Source organism: Collinsella aerofaciens ATCC 25986, from assembly GCF_964259375.1.
Lineage (GTDB): Bacteria > Actinomycetota > Coriobacteriia > Coriobacteriales > Coriobacteriaceae > Collinsella > Collinsella aerofaciens_BO.
In genome coordinates this window covers 16,758-32,527 of record NZ_CAXVJM010000003.1, presented here as the reverse complement: position 1 = coordinate 32,527, position 15,770 = coordinate 16,758, and the positions used below count along the sequence as shown (strand labels likewise).

General features: G+C 60.8%; 14 protein-coding genes. 4 read left to right on the top strand and 10 right to left on the bottom strand.

Annotated elements, in window-relative coordinates:
- Positions 1-6 precede the first annotated feature (6 nt).
- The 9 genes from ACEXKH_RS01890 to ACEXKH_RS01850 form a co-directional block, all read right to left on the bottom strand.
- Entirely contained in the window at positions 7-2,451 is a 2,445-nt protein-coding gene (locus ACEXKH_RS01890; protein ID WP_373572870.1) for a DEAD/DEAH box helicase, read from the bottom strand.
- Positions 2,452-2,567: 116 nt separating this feature from the next.
- Complete coding sequence (locus tag ACEXKH_RS01885) at positions 2,568-3,872, bottom strand: ATP-binding protein (RefSeq protein WP_373572869.1); 1,305 nt, start codon at positions 3,870-3,872, stop codon at positions 2,568-2,570.
- Complete coding sequence (locus ACEXKH_RS01880) at positions 3,865-5,610, bottom strand: TerB N-terminal domain-containing protein (protein WP_373572868.1); 1,746 nt, start codon at positions 5,608-5,610, stop codon at positions 3,865-3,867. Before ACEXKH_RS01880 ends, ACEXKH_RS01885 begins: the two co-directional genes overlap by 8 nt.
- An 87-nt stretch (positions 5,611-5,697) precedes the next feature.
- A complete protein-coding gene (locus ACEXKH_RS01875; protein ID WP_373572867.1) occupies positions 5,698-6,414 on the bottom strand; it encodes a DUF554 domain-containing protein in 717 nt (238 codons plus the stop codon).
- Between the two features lie 89 nt (positions 6,415-6,503).
- Positions 6,504-7,907 carry a hypothetical protein gene (locus tag ACEXKH_RS01870; RefSeq protein WP_373572866.1) on the bottom strand — a complete coding sequence of 468 codons (1,404 nt, stop codon included), beginning with the start codon at positions 7,905-7,907 and terminating at the stop codon, positions 6,504-6,506.
- 39 nt (positions 7,908-7,946) lie between these two features.
- On the bottom strand, positions 7,947-8,207 hold the full coding sequence (locus ACEXKH_RS01865) for a hypothetical protein (protein WP_373572865.1): 261 nt from the start codon (positions 8,205-8,207) through the stop codon (positions 7,947-7,949).
- Positions 8,188-8,790, bottom strand: a complete 603-nt coding sequence (locus ACEXKH_RS01860; protein WP_373572864.1) for a hypothetical protein — start codon at positions 8,788-8,790, stop codon at positions 8,188-8,190. The genes ACEXKH_RS01865 and ACEXKH_RS01860 overlap by 20 nt, the downstream gene beginning before the upstream one ends.
- A gap of 87 nt (positions 8,791-8,877) precedes the next feature.
- Positions 8,878-9,387 (bottom strand): hypothetical protein, encoded by a 510-nt coding sequence (locus ACEXKH_RS01855; protein WP_373572863.1) that lies wholly within the window; start codon positions 9,385-9,387, stop codon positions 8,878-8,880.
- A complete protein-coding gene (locus ACEXKH_RS01850; RefSeq protein WP_271748673.1) occupies positions 9,384-9,680 on the bottom strand; it encodes a hypothetical protein in 297 nt (98 codons plus the stop codon). Before ACEXKH_RS01850 ends, ACEXKH_RS01855 begins: the two co-directional genes overlap by 4 nt.
- Before the next feature lie 346 nt (positions 9,681-10,026).
- On the opposite strand from ACEXKH_RS01850, the gene ACEXKH_RS01845 reads away from it, so the two are divergent.
- Genes ACEXKH_RS01845 through ACEXKH_RS01835 form a run of 3 tightly spaced genes read left to right on the top strand, consistent with a single transcriptional unit; the run spans position 10,027 to position 13,652 of the window.
- Entirely contained in the window at positions 10,027-11,628 is a 1,602-nt protein-coding gene (locus ACEXKH_RS01845) for an FAD-binding oxidoreductase (protein WP_373572862.1), read from the top strand.
- A 2-nt stretch (positions 11,629-11,630) separates the two neighbouring features.
- Positions 11,631-12,446, top strand: a complete 816-nt coding sequence (locus ACEXKH_RS01840) for an electron transfer flavoprotein subunit beta/FixA family protein (RefSeq protein ID WP_373572861.1) — start codon at positions 11,631-11,633, stop codon at positions 12,444-12,446.
- The gene (locus ACEXKH_RS01835) at positions 12,447-13,652 is read left to right on the top strand and encodes an FAD-binding protein (protein WP_373572860.1); all 1,206 of its coding nucleotides are present in this window, start codon (positions 12,447-12,449) and stop codon (positions 13,650-13,652) included.
- On the opposite strand, the gene ACEXKH_RS01830 is transcribed toward ACEXKH_RS01835, so the two are convergent.
- Entirely contained in the window at positions 13,649-14,461 is an 813-nt protein-coding gene (locus ACEXKH_RS01830; protein ID WP_373572859.1) for an HD domain-containing protein, read from the bottom strand. The two genes, ACEXKH_RS01835 and ACEXKH_RS01830, sit on opposite strands and share 4 nt — an antisense overlap.
- A 212-nt stretch (positions 14,462-14,673) precedes the next feature.
- On the opposite strand from ACEXKH_RS01830, the gene ACEXKH_RS01825 reads away from it, so the two are divergent.
- Positions 14,674-15,696, top strand: a complete 1,023-nt coding sequence (locus ACEXKH_RS01825; protein ID WP_373572858.1) for a 2-keto-3-deoxygluconate permease — start codon at positions 14,674-14,676, stop codon at positions 15,694-15,696.
- The last annotated feature ends 74 nt before the right edge of the window (positions 15,697-15,770 follow it).

Below are 15,770 nucleotides of genomic sequence, written 5' to 3'. Positions count from 1 at the left end.
CCCGTCTTATGTGTGGTCGCGCCAGCTGAGGACGCGCTGCTTCATGCCCTCGATGTCGAGCACGCCTTCGGCGAAGCCTTTGCGCACAAGCTCCTCGGGAACGTACTCGTCGTAGCGATCAAAATAAGGCACCTCGCCGGGATAGACGAGCTCGATGGGGTCGAAGTCCTTTTCGACCTCGGCGGCGAGCACCTCAAAGAACGTCTCCTCGTCGGCCTTCATCTTAAACTGCATAAAGTACGGGCGTGACGGGTCGAGTCCGCGAAGTCCCAGCTCAGCGGCGCATTTGATTTTAAGCATGCGCTCGAGTGCTAGGAAGGCGTAGCTTCCCAACCAGGGGAAGAGCACCCAGGTGTCGCCGCCCAGGTTAATGAGCGGCTTGGTTCCCGCGCCCGAAATCTCGGCGGTATGACGAGCCTGTGCGAGGCGTGCCCGCGCGTTACCCATGAGGTACGGATATGCCGCGTGCTCGTTGAGCGCCTTGCGCATGCGCTCGAGTACATGCGTATTGATATCTCCGGGGCAGTCGCCAAAGTAGGCCGGCACACGGCCCTTGACCTGCGTGGCAAAGACGGTATGGCGCTTCCAGTCCACTTCCTCGACAATCCAGCAGTGTCCGGCGATAGCGATGCGCTCACCGGGCGGTGGGGGATTGACGATCGTGCCCAGCTCGGCCGATTCGCTGCGAACGGTAAACTCCTCGTTTTCCTGGAACACAGCGTAGAACTTAAAGTTGTTGATGACGCGCTCGCCCGCGAGGCCCACGATGAGCCCACCGCTCTCGGTGACCTGGATGTGGTCGATCTTGATGAGGTGGCGCAGCAGTACGCGATAGTCATCGGCCGAGACGCGGTGGAAATAGCTCAGCGTGAGCACACGCTGAGCAAGCTCGGCCGGTGTGAGTTCGCCGGCGCTGGCGAGGGTCGACATGGTCTGGTGATAGAGCAGGCTGTAGGGGAGTCGATCGAGCTCGGGCGGCTCGACCCACTTTTCCTCGCGATAGAGTTGTACGAGCGCGATGCCTTGCAGGAGCTTCCAGGGTATCGTTTCGGGCATCATCGTGCGCGGCTCGGGCTCCTCCTCGCGCATGACAAACCACATCTCGGGCGGAAGATCGCGGCGGCCTGTGCGCCCCATGCGCTGCAAAAAGGAGCTGACGGTAAACGGTGCATCGATCTGGAACGCGCGCTCCAGGCGACCGATATCAATGCCGAGCTCCAACGTGGAGGTGGTGACGGTTGTCTGTGCCTGTTCCTCGTCGCGCATGAGCTCCTCGGCCGTCTCGCGCAGCGATGCCGAGAGGTTGCCATGATGGATAAGGAAGCGGTCTGGCTCGTGCCGGCTTTCACAGTAGCTGCGCAACATGGAGCACACAGCCTCTGCCTCCTCGCGCGAGTTGGCAAAGACCAAGCACTTGCGGCCGCGGGTGTGTTCGAAGATATAGCCCATGCCGGGGTCGGCGTTGTCTGGCGCTGTGTCGGTGGGGCTGAGAAGCGCCTGCTCGGTCGCTCGTGGGATGTCGACTTCGCCCTCGGGGGCCGAGGAAGTGCGACGGTCTTTGGGAGCGTCCTTGCCCCGCGCCTGCTCGCGACGTTGACGACGTTCCGCCTGTGTGAGCTGTCCGCTGTGGCGCATGTCTTGTCCGGATGCGGGCAGCGCCGCGGGTGTCACTGCCTCAATGCGCTCGCACGCAAGCACTTCGGCCTCTTGAGGACCCATGCTCTCGAATCCTCGCTGCTGCGCCTGGGGACCCGAGTTGTAGAAGTGCTCCATGGAGATGCGCCACACGCGGCGCGGCTCCTCAAAACGGGGGATGACGCAGTTGCGTCCCGTCCCCTGCGACAGGAAGGCGCCCGTGCGCTCGGGGTCGCCGATGGTTGCCGACAGACCGATGCGGCGGGGCTGCACGCCTGCCATGCGCGAGAGCCGCTCGATAAGGCAGAGCGTCTGCCCGCCGCGGTCGCCGCGCATGAGCGAATGGACTTCGTCGATAACCACATAGCGCAGGTCGCAGAACATACGAGGGATCGCCATGTGCTTATGGATCAGGAGCGCCTCGAGTGACTCGGGCGTAATCTGCAAGATGCCGCTCGGTTTTTTGATGAGCTCAGCCTTGTGCGACTGCGAGACATCGCCATGCCAGTGCCAGACAGGGATATCGGCTTCTTCGCACAGATCGTTGAGGCGGACGAATTGGTCATTGATGAGCGCCTTGAGGGGGCCAATGTAGAGGGCGCCTACGCTTGCGGGCGGGTTCTCCCAAAACTCGGTCAGGATGGGAAAGAAGGCTGCCTCGGTTTTGCCGGAAGCCGTGGATGCCGTCAGGAGCACATTATCTTGCGTGTTAAAGATGGCATCAGCTGCCGCAACCTGGATAGAGCGCAAGCTCTCCCAATCGTGGGAGTAGATGAAGTCTTGGATAAACGGGGCGTAGCGGTCAAAGGCGTTCACGGGGCCTCCTCTCAAATACGAACCTCTTAACGCGGTGAGCAGTGGCTTGCCGCATCACTGCCTCGACGTTTGCCCAGATAAAGCCTGCCAAAATAAACCTGTCCCTTTTTGGCGGGTTAGATGGTGAATTCGGCGAAGTTGCGGTCGCCGCCTGCGGTGCCGGCGTCGCCTGTTGCGGCTGCCGGCGCCAGCGCGTCGCCGCCGACGCTTTGCAGCAACTCGGCCACATTTGCATCGGGGTTCTGACACAGGATATCGAGCAGCTCGATAAAGTCACGAATGACCTCACGGGGCGTCAGGTGCGTATCGGCTCCCACGCGGCCAAACTCAATCTTGAGAAAGTTCACCAAGTCGTTCTCGGTAAGCGTGGGCGTCCAGCCAAAGTAGCCGGCATGGATCTGCATGAGCTTTTCGATGAGCACCAGCAGCTCCTCGTAGGTGAGCGGCTGCAGGCGGATGATGGGCGCGAGCATGTCTTTGAGATCATCTCGCGCAAAGCGACCCTGAGCGAGTCGGCTGCGCAGAGCTTCGTAGGAGAACACGCCGCGGCGGCGGTCTTCGATGGAGGTTGGCGTGCCGCCCATGATCATGCCCAGGTACTGTGCCTTGCCCTGGAGTGTGTCGTTGTACATGGTCAGGATTTTCTCGTAGTTGTACTGGCGCGTGATAGCGTTGGGAATCTTGTATAGATTCACGAGCTCGTCGATGAGCACCAGCATGCCCTTGTAGCCGCTGCAAACCAAAAAACGCGCGATGAGTTTGACGTAGTCGTACCAGTCGTCATCGCTGATGATGGTTGAGGACCCCAGTTCGGCGCGAGCCTCGCTCTTGGTGCGGTATTCGCCGCGGATCCATTTGGTCACGCGGCTCATAGCCTCTTCATCGCCCTCGGATACGGCCATGCGATAGCGGCGGAGCATGCGGGTGAAGTCGAAGCCGTGGACCATCTCCTCGAGTGGAGCGAGTTGGGCATTGACGACCGACTCGTCGACGTCGGCGCACGAGGCGACCCAGCGATCCAGAATAAGGTTGAGCGCACCGCCCTCAGGGCGCGTCTTGGTCGATATGTTGCGGATGAGCTCGCGGTAGGTGGCAAGGCCCTGTCCCTGACCGCCCTGCAGGCGGCGCTCAGGGGAAAGGTCGGCATCAGCGACGACGAATCCCTCGCCCATGGCATGCGTTCGGATGGTCTGAAGCAAGAAGCTCTTGCCGGCGCCGTAGCGACCGACTAAGAAGCGGAAGCTCGCGCCGCCATCGGCGATGAGACTCAAATCGGTGAGCAGGGCGCGAATCTCGACCTCGCGACCCACGGTGATATAGGGAAGGCCGATGCGCGGGACCACGCCGCCCTTGAGCGAGTTGAGAATGACGGCGGCGACGCGTTTGGGTACGCGAGGCGCTGCGGATGCGGTATCACTCATGGTCTAGGTATCCTCTCACGTCTGCTTTGTAGTCCTCGATAATGTGCGGTCCTGCCGCGCCAAATTCAATTACGGTGTCACCCACCAGGTCAAAGAGCGCCTCGTTGATGCTATCGACGAGCATATCCTCACTCTTGCCCGACTGTGCCGCCGCCGATGCCGTCTGCGCTGCATTTTGCTCGAGTAGTGCTCGAAGATAGGCGTCTGCGGTGGGATCGAGTGCGGACGCGGTGTCGGCGGGCGTGGGCGCTGGTGCGAGGAGCGGGGCTACGACGCCAAACTGCTCGGTGGAGATGGTCGGCTCGCCAGCCTCGTCCCGCTGCATGGTCGTCGCGACTGGTTCGGCGATCGTGTCGGCCACGGGCTTGGCTTCCCGTCGTTCGACAACTGCCGTCTCGGCATCCGCAAACGTGCCGTCCTCGCGCTCCTCGTCGATCAAAAGCGCCTCGCGCGTTTGCGCGGCGGCGCTCCGAATGTGCCCCAGCTGGCTCAGGTCGATATCGATCTTGACGGGCTGATGCGCGGCATCCCATGAAAGCCATGCTGTGATCTCGTCATCGATAATCTTGGCCAGATATTTGGGGACCTTCTCTTCCTTAAGGGGATGGCCGGGATCCAGTGCCAAGCGCAGACGCTGATCACAAGCGCGCATTATCTCACCGAGCTTGCTACTTTTTTGTCTGCTGCCGTGGATGCGCATACATTCCCAAAAGCCATTTTGGCAGCGGTAGATGTGAATGGGGTCCAGGCGATATTCGCAGTCCTCGTGGCGCTCGGGCGCAAAGAACACGGCCGAGGCAAACATGGTGTAGGGCATGGCCGTCTCCTCCCCAAACAAGCTCGCTATGATGCCGGTCTTTCGGTGCGTGTCATAGTAGCGCGCCATACGGACATACACGGCGCATGCCACGTGGCGCAGGTCGCGATGGTGAGAACGGTCGAGCCGTGAGTTATTCAGGTTGTACGTCGAGAGTGCGTCGATGGCAGCCATGAGCCGCTCCTCATGCGCCTCATCGGGCGGAAGGGGAAGCGTGGGCTCGGAGGTCTTGCGACGCGCAGGCGGCAGGTCCGACGGCGCCGGCGCGGGTACAAGGTCTCGTGCTGCGCGGCGCAGCTCGATGAGGGCGTTGTCGAATGCGACGGTTTTAGAGTCGCGAAGCAGCTTGGGGTCGAGCTCATGGAACACGGCGTAGTCCTGCAGCCACACGCGTGCGAACCGGTCGATGCCAGGTTCAAAGGCGCGATAGGCATCCCAAAATGCCTTAATCTTGTCATAGCCGTCACGCGGATTGTCGACGCCAATGCCGCAGATCAATTCGTAAAGATAAAGAAAAGCAAACGAGGTCGATGTCTCCTCGATATTGCCGCGGCGCACTTGGGCACGCCAGGTAAAGTAGCCGCGCAACTGTCGATCGCTCATGGCATTGTAGGTGGGAAAGTACGACTTAAAGGTGCCGTTGTAGGGGCAATCGTCCTCGAAGTCGGCCATCAGCAGGCCTTGGCGGTAAAAGAGCTCCGCCTCCGATAGCCAACGTCCCGCGCCGCCTTTGGGATCCTCTTGCCAGCGTGATATCTCGCGCATCTTGCGGTACTGGTCGGGGAGGAAGTTCTGCATCTGACGACCGGTCTTGAGAATCGGCTCGTCAGCATAGATTTCGTTTGAGAAGCGGGCGGACTGATGGGTCCGGGCCTCGGCCATAATGCGCTCGATGAGCATCTTGACGTCCTGGTCGGCCACCGCCTCTCCTCTCCTAACGCAGCTTCGGTGATCTCATATCATAGCACAGCATCAAACAGGTGTTCGGGATACCGCTATGTAGATAGTTTAGAACAGGAGGGCGTAGATGACCGCCACGACGACGGAGGGGAGCATGTTGGCCGTGCGGAAGGTCTGAGGCCGAATAAGGTTAACGCCAACACAGAAGATGAGCATGGAGCCCACAAGCGAAAGGCTGTTGAGGGCTGCGGTGGTCATGATGGGGGAGAGTGTGCCGGCAAAAAGCGTGATCGTGCCCTGGAATACGGCAACGGGCAGGGCCGAGAAGATGCAGCCGCGGCCAAGCGAGGCCGTCATGGTGCAGACGATGATGCAGTCCAGCGCGCCCTTCAGGGCAAGCGTGGACCAGTCGCCGAGCAGGCCGTCCTGAATCGATCCTACGATGGCCATGGCGCCGATACACACGGTGAGCGATGCCGAGACAAAGGCGTTGGTGAACTCGTTGTCGCCTTCGCTGCCGGTTTTGCGCTTGAGCCATTCGCCGAGGTTCTCGATGGCGGCCTCCAGGTTGATGGCCTCGCCGATGAGCGAACCAAGGGCAAATGAGACGATAAGCATGGTGGTGCCGGTGGTCGCCAACGCCTCTCCATCGATAATGAGCATCTTTTGCATGGTGCCGCCCAGGCCGATAAACAGAACGCATAACCCCGACGCCTTCATGAGCGTGTCTTGGATGCGGGGCGTAATGAAGCGCCCACCCATGAGGCCCAGCAGACCGCCCGCGATCAAAAGCGCGACGTTGATGATCGTTCCTAAACCCGGCATGAACCCTCCTGTAATTGATGCCAACGCGGCAATCGTAGCAGAACGGGGAGGGGAGCGCTCAGTATCCGAGCCAAGCGGCGGTTAGCGGTCTAGGATAGGACGGGGCTAAAGTCGAAGCGCAGCGTCATGAGGTGCTGCGGGGATTCGATGGCTGCGGCAACGATGTCGGCATCTCGTGCACGATCGAACCCTTCAAGTTCCATTTGATAGGGGAAGTCTTCTTGGATACCGATGCGACGAGGAACCAAAAGCTTGGTTCCGTCGAATTCTTCGGTTCGCGTTCCGTCTGCTGCAACGGAATAAAGGTGCAACTTGGCGGTCGTTGTGGCATCAAGTGCCGAGATAGCTTGGATGTCGTTCGATGCGCTCCTTGCTCCCACTGCTGTAAGTGCCGTGGGCGCGACGACTTCACCCGAAGGCAAAAAGACGAGCTCGACGGTATTGGGGAACGCGATGAGGATATTTTTGCGGCGGGGCGCATTGGCAGCGACTGGCTCAATGCTTGCGGCATCGACGGTTTCCGTGTGGTCGAGCGCGACCATCATGCAACAGTTGCCTTCGTCGACATCTGGGGGAGCGGCAAATTCCAGGCCGTCTTTCGGTTGGGGATTGCCTGGTTCGGTGGCGGTACCGCCTGGCTTCTCGAGAGGGGCCGCAGCGTTGCCTTCTGATGATGCATCGTCTGCATCGTCAACATGCACCGGTGCGTCTGCGATCTCGTCTTTGGGGGATTTGTCATTATCGCTAGATATAGGAGCAGCAATCCCGACGGACCCCACTCCGTGCCATGTCATTTGGAGCAGCGCCGGATCGGCGAGAATGCGCCGCACGCCCGGCTCCTGGGTATCGATATTGATGGGGGCGGGTTCTGATCCGCGCGTGAGGTTAAGCGAGCCCTTCTGTCTGGTGCTTTGAGCTTCTTGGTCGTCCGCGTCGCCAGCGTAGAACAGCAAAGGCGCATCTCCCGTTGCGATGGCTTCGGTGTTCGCCTTGGTCAGTCGCAGCGATGCCGTAAAGGAGATGATGGGCTGCGCGCCATCGACATTCGAGGGAACGCAGCCCAGGCATACACCCCCTCCTTCTTCTTCATAGGCCGTGCTGTCGAAGACGACCTTCGCCCCGTTCGCCGAGTCATCGACCGAGTCAATATCGATGCGCAGCTCTAGGTCGCATGGGTCGCCATCGGCGTCGACTGCGGCCGATTTCCATGTGCAGATGGCACAACCTGTCCGGGGGCCGTTCTCCTTGTCCGGTCGCTTGATATCCACGACTATCGAGTCGGCCGTATTGCGGTGAAGGCATCCCGAGGTTCGGACCGTGGCGCGCGCGAGCGAAAAACGTTGGCAGGCGACGATACCCGACGAATTCGCCACGGGGTTCAGAGCTTGCGGTAAGGAGTTTGCCGTGGCGGGCGTCGCCCAAGCGGCGAGAGGCGTACCGCTCGCCAGTGCGCTGCAGAGCGCGGCGACGGGCAAAAGGTTTTTGGGTGCCATGGTTCTCCTATCTATTCCGCGTGCTCCGGTCGTGCTTGGCTATTGGTTGCGTTTGATGTGCAGGCCAAGGCACGTCAGTCCTGCTCCCGCCGTGGCGACGCCTACCGCAATGAGTTGCCGGGTGTCGCTCGTTTGAGCGAGCGGCTCGTGACGGCTGTCGCGATTAAGGCCCGAAAGGTCGACGGTCACTTCTGTGGCCGCCTGCGCTTGCTCTTGTTGAGCAAAGGTCATGGCGGGTGCGGACGCCAAGATGCCGACGATGGCGGCCAGTGCAATCGCCTTAGGACGTGGCGTGCGCACCGGGCTCGACCGTCCAGGTGATGCTTGCCACTTGATCTCCCGTACCGGTGGCGTGGTAGATGTCACGCGTGACGCGGGCGACGTGGCCACTCACATTGAGCTTGATTTTGTCCGTTCCGTCGGCAATGCCCTGGTACTTCATGTCGAAGCTTACGTCTTTGGAAAGATCGAGGCCCGTAGTCTGAGTCGCCGAGCTGGCATCCTTTTCTGCCTTATCGGGGCCAACCTTAAAATCGATGGAGTTCTGGGCCGAACCCGTCTTTGCGTCTGCAACAATTGTCCAGTCGTTCTTGGCCGTGACCTTCATGTTGGTGACGTGGATGCCATATGCCGAGAGGTTGTCGATGGTAAGCGTCTTGCCGGAGGGTCCTACAAGCGTTCCGTCGGCATTGGCGGCAAAGGGGATGACCGTTGGCGCCTTAAACGAAACATTGCTAATGTCGGCCTTCACCGTCACATCGGTGGTTCCAACGCGCACATCTGCCATGGCCGCCGTTGGCGCGGCGCCCATCGCAAGTGCGAGCGTAAGCCCTGCGCCCACGGCGAGTGCCCTGGCTCCGCTCAGGTTCATGGATGTGTTCATAATCGATCCTTTCTGCTCGTCACGGACTGTTTCCGTGATGGTTGGACGAATGGGGGCAGGGTGTTGCCCCTGCGAGCGCGTCGGCCACTAGCCTTCTGCCTGGGCCACCCGCACTTTGACGCGCGTCGGATTGCCGTGGGTGTCGTAGGTCTTGGCATCGAGTGCCTGAATCTCGATATATGCCTCGCCTTCTTGGATATCGCCGGCGGGGCAGGTCTCAACCGTCTTGCCGGCTTCGACCACACCGGACTCATAGATGGTCTCGTCGTTTTGAATCACGCGGAAGCGCTGGGGAAACTTGTTGTCTTGGACGTTTTGCACGTTGACGCGCAACTTGCCGCCTTCCTGCAACTGTGCGACCGGCGCGACCGAGATCGTCATCATGTTGTCGCGGACGATGGCGTCGAGCTCATCCTGGATTTCTTGGCGCGATTTACCCTCTGCCGTCGTGACTGAGGCGCCCGCTTCGGGCACGGGCTGCGACTGCCAGGCGTATAGCTCTACGGCGATGAGGGCGCAGACGATAGCCAGGCAGACAACGACGAGTTTCTTGCGACGCCCCAGCCCTGCAAGGCGGGGCGGCTTCTTCGCACTCATGCGGCGTCCTTGGTGGTGTAGACACGTGCGAACGTGGACGGGTCCGCTCCAAAGAGCATATGAAGCATCAGGCGGCGTGAGTAGATGAGCTCGTCGAAGTCGTGAGGGAGCTCGATGTTGTGGATACGCGCGATGTGGTGGGCGAGCGCCGAGAACGACTCGGGGTCGCAGATAACATCGGTGGTAACGTGGTAGACCGCCGTATCGGGGAACGCCTCTTCGTCGAAAGGCAGGAGATAGGGATCGTCGTCGACCTCGATGGCGACGCCGTACTGGGGCCAGTAATATGCCATGGGAACCTCCCTGCTTCTGGGGCCAAAACTTCCATTGGTTTTGGCTGTTGATGCCGACCGTATCAGTCACTACTTGACCAATTTCTGACCAAATGCTTGACGGATTGACATCTCCGCAGGTAAAAGGTGGTAAAAATTACTTCAACTTATTTCGAGCGACAATTGCGTGGTCGCTGGCGGTAAAGCGACATGTGTCAAAAGCATCGTCTGCCGAGGAAACCTTGCCGCTCGCCGAATTGCACGAACGTTAAAATCGCCAATTATGGAGACGGTCTCGAACACGTCGACGAAACGATGCGGTAACATCTCCCTGCAAACACTGTAGTTAGCTAAAGGGGGAGTTCGCGTGTCTGCAACCATCAAACCCTTCACCGACGAGTTCGAGGAGTATGGCCGCGATGAGTCTCGCACATCGGGCGAGGCCTCGAGCATCTCGTTTCCGACAACGGAGGACGAGGTCCGCGCCATTTTGAAAAAGCTCCATGCCGAGCGTGTCCCGGTGACGGTTCAGGGTGCCCGGACCGGTCTTGCCGCCGGCGCCGTGCCTCATGGCGGTCACATTCTCAATACTTCCCGCATGAATCGCTACTTAGGCATTCGCCACGATGAGCAGGGCCGCTTTCTTTTGCGCGTGGCGCCCGGCGTCGTGCTGTCTGAGCTGCGCAAGCAACTGGGCAAGAAAGTGCTGCCGACTGCCGGCTGGGACCAGGCATCGCTTGAGGCCTACGAGGAGTTCCAGGAAGCTCCCGAGCAATTCTTTCCTACCGATCCCACCGAGGCATCTGCCTGCTTGGGCGGTATGGCGGCATGCAACGCTTCCGGCGCCCGTAGCTACGCTTACGGCCCCATGCGCCCTCACGTCACGGGCCTTCATGTCGCGCTGACCGATGGCGACCTGCTCGAGCTTCACCGTGGCGAGGTTTTTGCACAGGGTCGTCGCCTTTCGCTCGTCACGGTGCAGGGCCGCACGCTCGAGTTCGACCTTCCCGACTACACCATGCCCAAGACCAAAAATGCTTCGGGCTATTTCGTTGCTGACGATATGGATGCCATCGATCTGTTTATCGGTGCGTGTGGCACACTCGGCGTCATCACCGAGCTCGAGATTGCCCTGCAGGCGGCGCCTGCGGTCGTTTGGGGCGTGAGCTGCTTCTTTGACAGCGAAGACAAGGCTGTGTCCTTCACCGATTCTGTGCGTCCCGTCCTTTCCCACGCGGCTGCCATCGAATATTTCGATGCGGGCGCCCTGGATATCCTGCGTCGTCAGCGTGAGCAGTCGACCGCGTTCGCCTCGCTGCCGGCGCTCGACAAAGACGCCAAGGTCTGCGTCTACGTGGAGCTCGACTGCGACGACGAAGCCCAGGCGACTGAGGAGCTGTATCACTTGGGGTGGGTACTGGAGCTTGCGGGCGGCAGCGACGATGCGACATGGGTCGCGCGCACCGAGGCGGATCGCGAGTGTCAGCGATTCTTCCGCCATGCGGTACCCGAGAGCGTCAACATGCTCATCGACGAGCGCCGCCGCACGGATCCCACCATCACCAAACTGGGCTCGGACATGTCGGTGCCCAACGCACGCTTGGCCGATGTCATCGCCCTGTATCGCCGCACGTTGGCCGAAAGTGGGCTTGAATCTGCCGCCTGGGGGCACATCGGTAACAACCATCTGCATGTGAACATTCTGCCGCGCGATGCGCAGGATTACCGCCGCGGCGGAGAACTCTTTGCCCAGTGGGCTTCCGAGGTCACGGCCATGGGCGGCGCCGTCTCCGCCGAACACGGCGTCGGCAAGATCAAGGCGGGCTTCTTGGAGACGATGTACGGTCGCGAGGCCATGGTCGAGTCGGCGCAGCTCAAGCTCCAGCTCGATCCTGCCGGGCAGCTGGGTCGCGGAAACCTGTTTTCGGAGAAGCTCTTGGATGAGCTTGTCCAGAAAGGGGGCGCGTGAAGATGAGCGATTTCCATATGGTGGTGTGCGTCAAGGCGGTGCCGGGCAGCACCGAGGTCAAGATGGACCCCAAGACCAATACCATCGTGCGCGATGGCAAGCAGGTGGTCATTAATCCCTTTGACGCGAGCGCTTTGGAATGCGCGCTGGCGCTGAAGGACGACTTTATCGGCTTTGGCATGGACGTGCGCGTAACGGTGGTGTCGATGGGTATCCCCGCGACTGAATCGCTATTGCGCGACTGCATCGCCCGAGGCGCCGATGACGCACTGCTGCTAACCGATCGCGCCTTTGCAGGTGCCGATACCCTGGCAACCACCTATGCCCTCAAGTGTGGCATCGAGTCGCTCGACGAGGACTTCGACCTGCTCATCTGCGGCAAGATGGCGGTGGACGGCGATACGGCCCAGATTGGTCCCGAGCTTGCCGGTGCCTTTGAGATTCCCTGCGTGACCGACGTGAGCTGCGTGCAGAGCGCGGGCTTTACGACCTGCGGTTCACCGGTGCTTGTTCACGGCTGCGATGCCGGCGAGGAGACGGTGCATCTGGAGATGCCGTGCGCGATGACGACTGCCAAGGAGATTGGCCAGCTGCGTATGCCGAGCATTGCCGGTATTCGTGCGGCCGAGGAGGCGGATGTGCGCGTGGTCAACGCTGCCGACGTGCATGCCGACCCCGCGCGCTGCGGCCTTGCCGGCTCGCCGACACAGGTCGTGCGATCGTTTGTGCCCGACCGCGACCAAACGTGCGAGGCCGTTGACGGAACGGCGTCCGAGCAGGCGGCAAAACTTGCCAAGATTATCGAGGGGATGGCATAGATGAGCGGACTGATTATCGATAGCGAAGCCTGTATCGGCTGCGGTCGCTGCGTTCGCGCCTGTGCCTCGGGTGGCATCGTAGTGGAGGGCGAGCGGCCCAACCGTTGCGCCCGCGTAACCGACGGCTGCATCCTATGCGGCGGGTGCGTCGACGCCTGCCCCGTCAATGCCATCTCGATCGAGCGCGACGAGGCCGCCGGCGCGGCAGACCTTGACGCATATCGAGACATTTGGGTCTTCGTGCAGACTGACGAGCACGACGCCGTGACTCCCGTTGCCTATGAGCTCATGGGCAAGGGCCGCGAGCTTGCCGATGCACGCGGATGTCGCCTGGTGGCGCTGGTTGGCATGGGCCCCGAGGGCTCGCTCGGGAATCTGGAGCATCTGGTTTGCGCCGGTGCAGACGAGGTCCTGGTCTGTCGCGACGAGCGTCTGCGCCAGAACGATGCGGAGGTCTACGCCCGGCTGATCTGTGATTTGGTGGCAGAGCGCAAGCCCGAGGCTATTCTGTACGGTGCGACCGCTTTTGGCCGCGAACTGGCACCCGGCGTTGCCGTGCGTTTGCAGACAGGCCTTACGGCTGACTGCACCGTACTTTCGATGGATGCGGAGACGGGCTTGCTGCAGCAGACGCGCCCGGCGTTTGGCGGCAACCTGATGGCCACCATCGTCTGCCCTAATCATCGTCCCCAGATGGCAACGGTGCGTCCCGGCATCTTTAAGGCGCCCGACTTTGACTACGGCCGCTCCGGCACAATCACCCAGATATCACTTGCGGATGATGCTAAGGCTCGTGTCGAGATCTCGATTCCCGCCGAGGAGTGGGGGCAGCAGGCTTCGATCGCCGATGCCGAGCGCCTGGTCGTGGTGGGCCGCGGCATTGGCTCCAAGAAAAACCTGCCGCTGATGCGAAAGCTCGCCGAGGCTCTGGGAGCCGAGCTTGGCTGCACGCGACCTGTCGTGGAGGCCGGCTGGTTGGAGTATCGCCATCAGATTGGCCAGACGGGCGTATCGGTTTCGCCCAAGCTTCTCGTGAGTATCGGTGTTTCGGGCGCCATCCAGCATCTTGCCGGCATCGGTGGGGCGGAGTGCATTATCGCCATCAACGAGGACCCGGATGCCCCCATCTTTGGTGCTGCCCAGTACAAGGTTGTCGGCGATGCCGTCGAGGTCGTCGAGGAGCTGCTGGCCCAGCTTGAGCGCTAGGCGCGCGCCAGCCAGTCGCGCATCTCGTCCTTTAGGCGCTCCCAGGTCGCCTGCGTGGCGGGATCGGTAAAGGGGCGCGTAATGCCAAAGGGCGCGTCGAGCAGGCGGTAGATATCGCCCTGCTCGCGTGCCAGCGCGCGGCTCGCTGGATAGACGAGCTCAAACATAAAGCAGATGAGTCCCACCAGGTAGTCTGCGGGCTCGTCGCGTTCATCGCGTGCGACGCAGCGGTGCTCGTCAAAGGCGGCAAGTGTTGGCGACGAGAAGCGGCTGCCGAGAAACGTCTTCTCGTCCACTTTGAGGATGGTGTCGACGGTGCTGTCGGCGATGGTGCGCATAATGTCGATCTTGTCGCCATCGCGCACGATATCGCAGAAGCACCGTGTACGCTCGTCGAGTTGTGCCGGCAGGCGAAAGTCGCTGTGATAGGCGATGCTCGCGCGGATAAGCTCGTCGTGCTCGTCGGTCTCGATAAAATCTCGGATGCTTGTTGTGGCAGGCGCGTCGTCGGGGCTCTCGCCAAAGAGAACCTCGACGCCCAACGCCGAATGGCTCATGCTCTCGGCGTCCTTAAACGTGTCCCAGCGTCGCAGCTGCTCAAAGCGGCCCATATCGTGCAGCAGGCCGCAAAGCCAAGCTAGGTCAATGTCCTGCGGTGACCAGTCCTGTTCGCGCGCCACGGCATCGCATGCCTTGGCAACGTGATAGGTGTGTTCGATCTTGAGTGCGATGCGCGGATTGGCGGCATCGTAAGCATCGGTATAGCGTTTGAAGGCCGCGGTCGCCCGGCCCCGATCGATGGCTGTCATAATGACTTCCTAGAAAGCTGTGTCTTTCGATCCGGTGGCAATTGTAGGTGAACTCGGTTGCTGCCGGGCGATGATTCTGCCATGTCGTTGCCTGACCCAACGAATCGAATTTCTCACCGAGCCGGCCTGCTTCTTCTGGTACCATGGTCAAACTTTACTGTAGCAAAGTGTGACGTGGGCTTTTGTTCTGCGTCAGCGGAAATGGGGGTTTCATGGCACAGGAAGCGACCGCCAACGAGCAAAAGAAATTTAAGGTACCGCGCATCCCGGGTGACATCATGATCTATCCGATGATCGTTGGCCTTTTGCTCAACACTTTCTGCCCGCAGGTCTTTGAGATCGGCGGCTTCTTTACCGCCGCCTGCCGCGGTGGTTCCAACACCATCGTTGCCGCGATCCTGCTGTTTGTGGGTGCCGGCATCAGCTTTAAGTCCACGCCGGGCGCCATCAAGACCGGTATCGTCGTTCTGATTCCCAAACTTGTTGTTGCGGCTGCCCTTGGCTTGGGTGTGGCATATTTCTTTAACGACAACTTCCTGGGCCTGAGCTCCGTGTCTATCATCGGCGGCATCACGTTTTGCAACATGGCGCTCTATACGGGCATCATGGGCGAGTTCGGCGATGAGTCCGAGCAGGGCGCTGTCGGTATCCTGTTCTTTACGGCCGGCCCCGCCGTCACGATGATCATCCTCGGTGTCTCGGGTCTCGCCAACATCCCCGTCGGCACCATCATCGGATCCATCCTGCCGCTTGTTATCGGCATGGTCCTGGGCAACTTGTTCTCGTTTATCAAGAACCTGCTGGTCCCCGGCGCCAATCCCGCGATCGCCGTTATCGGCTTTCAGCTCGGTGCGTCCATGAGCCTTTCGAGCTTTATCACCGGCGGTATTTCGGGCATCCTGCTGGGCCTCATCACGCTCTTTATCGTCGGTCCCATTACCTTTGCGTTCGAGCGCCTGTGCGGTGGTAACGGCAAGGCGGCCGTTGCCTGCTCCACTATCGCCGGCACGGCTATGACCACGCCGGTCGCCCTCGCCGAGGTCGCCCCGCGCTATGCCGAGCTTGCGCCCACTGCGTATGCGCAGATCGCCACTGCCGTCATCATCACGGCAATCATGGCCCCGATTCTGACCGGCTGGGTCGATAAGAAGTTCTGCCACGGCAAAGAGGATCTGTCGCCTGCCGGTGTCGAGGCCATCGAGGAGGCCGTCGCGACCGACATCGATGGCGAGTAATCGTCGACGCGAGTCAATCAAGCTGGCGTGCAATTCGCGCCGTTTGAGCGCCCGAACGAAAACTGTCTTGCAGT

What these genes read in the sequence shown, in the direction of transcription:
- ACEXKH_RS01885 (WP_373572869.1), bottom strand. Translation starts at nt 3,872, where the DNA reads ATGAGTGATACCGCATCCGCAGCGCCTCGCGTACCCAAACGCGTCGCC.
- ACEXKH_RS01875 (WP_373572867.1), bottom strand. Translation starts at nt 6,414, where the DNA reads ATGCCGGGTTTAGGAACGATCATCAACGTCGCGCTTTTGATCGCGGGC.
- ACEXKH_RS01870 (WP_373572866.1), bottom strand. Translation starts at nt 7,907, where the DNA reads ATGGCACCCAAAAACCTTTTGCCCGTCGCCGCGCTCTGCAGCGCACTG.
- ACEXKH_RS01860 (WP_373572864.1), bottom strand. Translation starts at nt 8,790, where the DNA reads ATGAACACATCCATGAACCTGAGCGGAGCCAGGGCACTCGCCGTGGGC.
- ACEXKH_RS01855 (WP_373572863.1), bottom strand. Translation starts at nt 9,387, where the DNA reads ATGAGTGCGAAGAAGCCGCCCCGCCTTGCAGGGCTGGGGCGTCGCAAG.
- ACEXKH_RS01850 (WP_271748673.1), bottom strand. Translation starts at nt 9,680, where the DNA reads ATGGCATATTACTGGCCCCAGTACGGCGTCGCCATCGAGGTCGACGAC.
- ACEXKH_RS01840 (WP_373572861.1), top strand. Translation starts at nt 11,631, where the DNA reads ATGAGCGATTTCCATATGGTGGTGTGCGTCAAGGCGGTGCCGGGCAGC.
- ACEXKH_RS01835 (WP_373572860.1), top strand. Translation starts at nt 12,447, where the DNA reads ATGAGCGGACTGATTATCGATAGCGAAGCCTGTATCGGCTGCGGTCGC.
- ACEXKH_RS01830 (WP_373572859.1), bottom strand. Translation starts at nt 14,461, where the DNA reads ATGACAGCCATCGATCGGGGCCGGGCGACCGCGGCCTTCAAACGCTAT.
- ACEXKH_RS01825 (WP_373572858.1), top strand. Translation starts at nt 14,674, where the DNA reads ATGGCACAGGAAGCGACCGCCAACGAGCAAAAGAAATTTAAGGTACCG.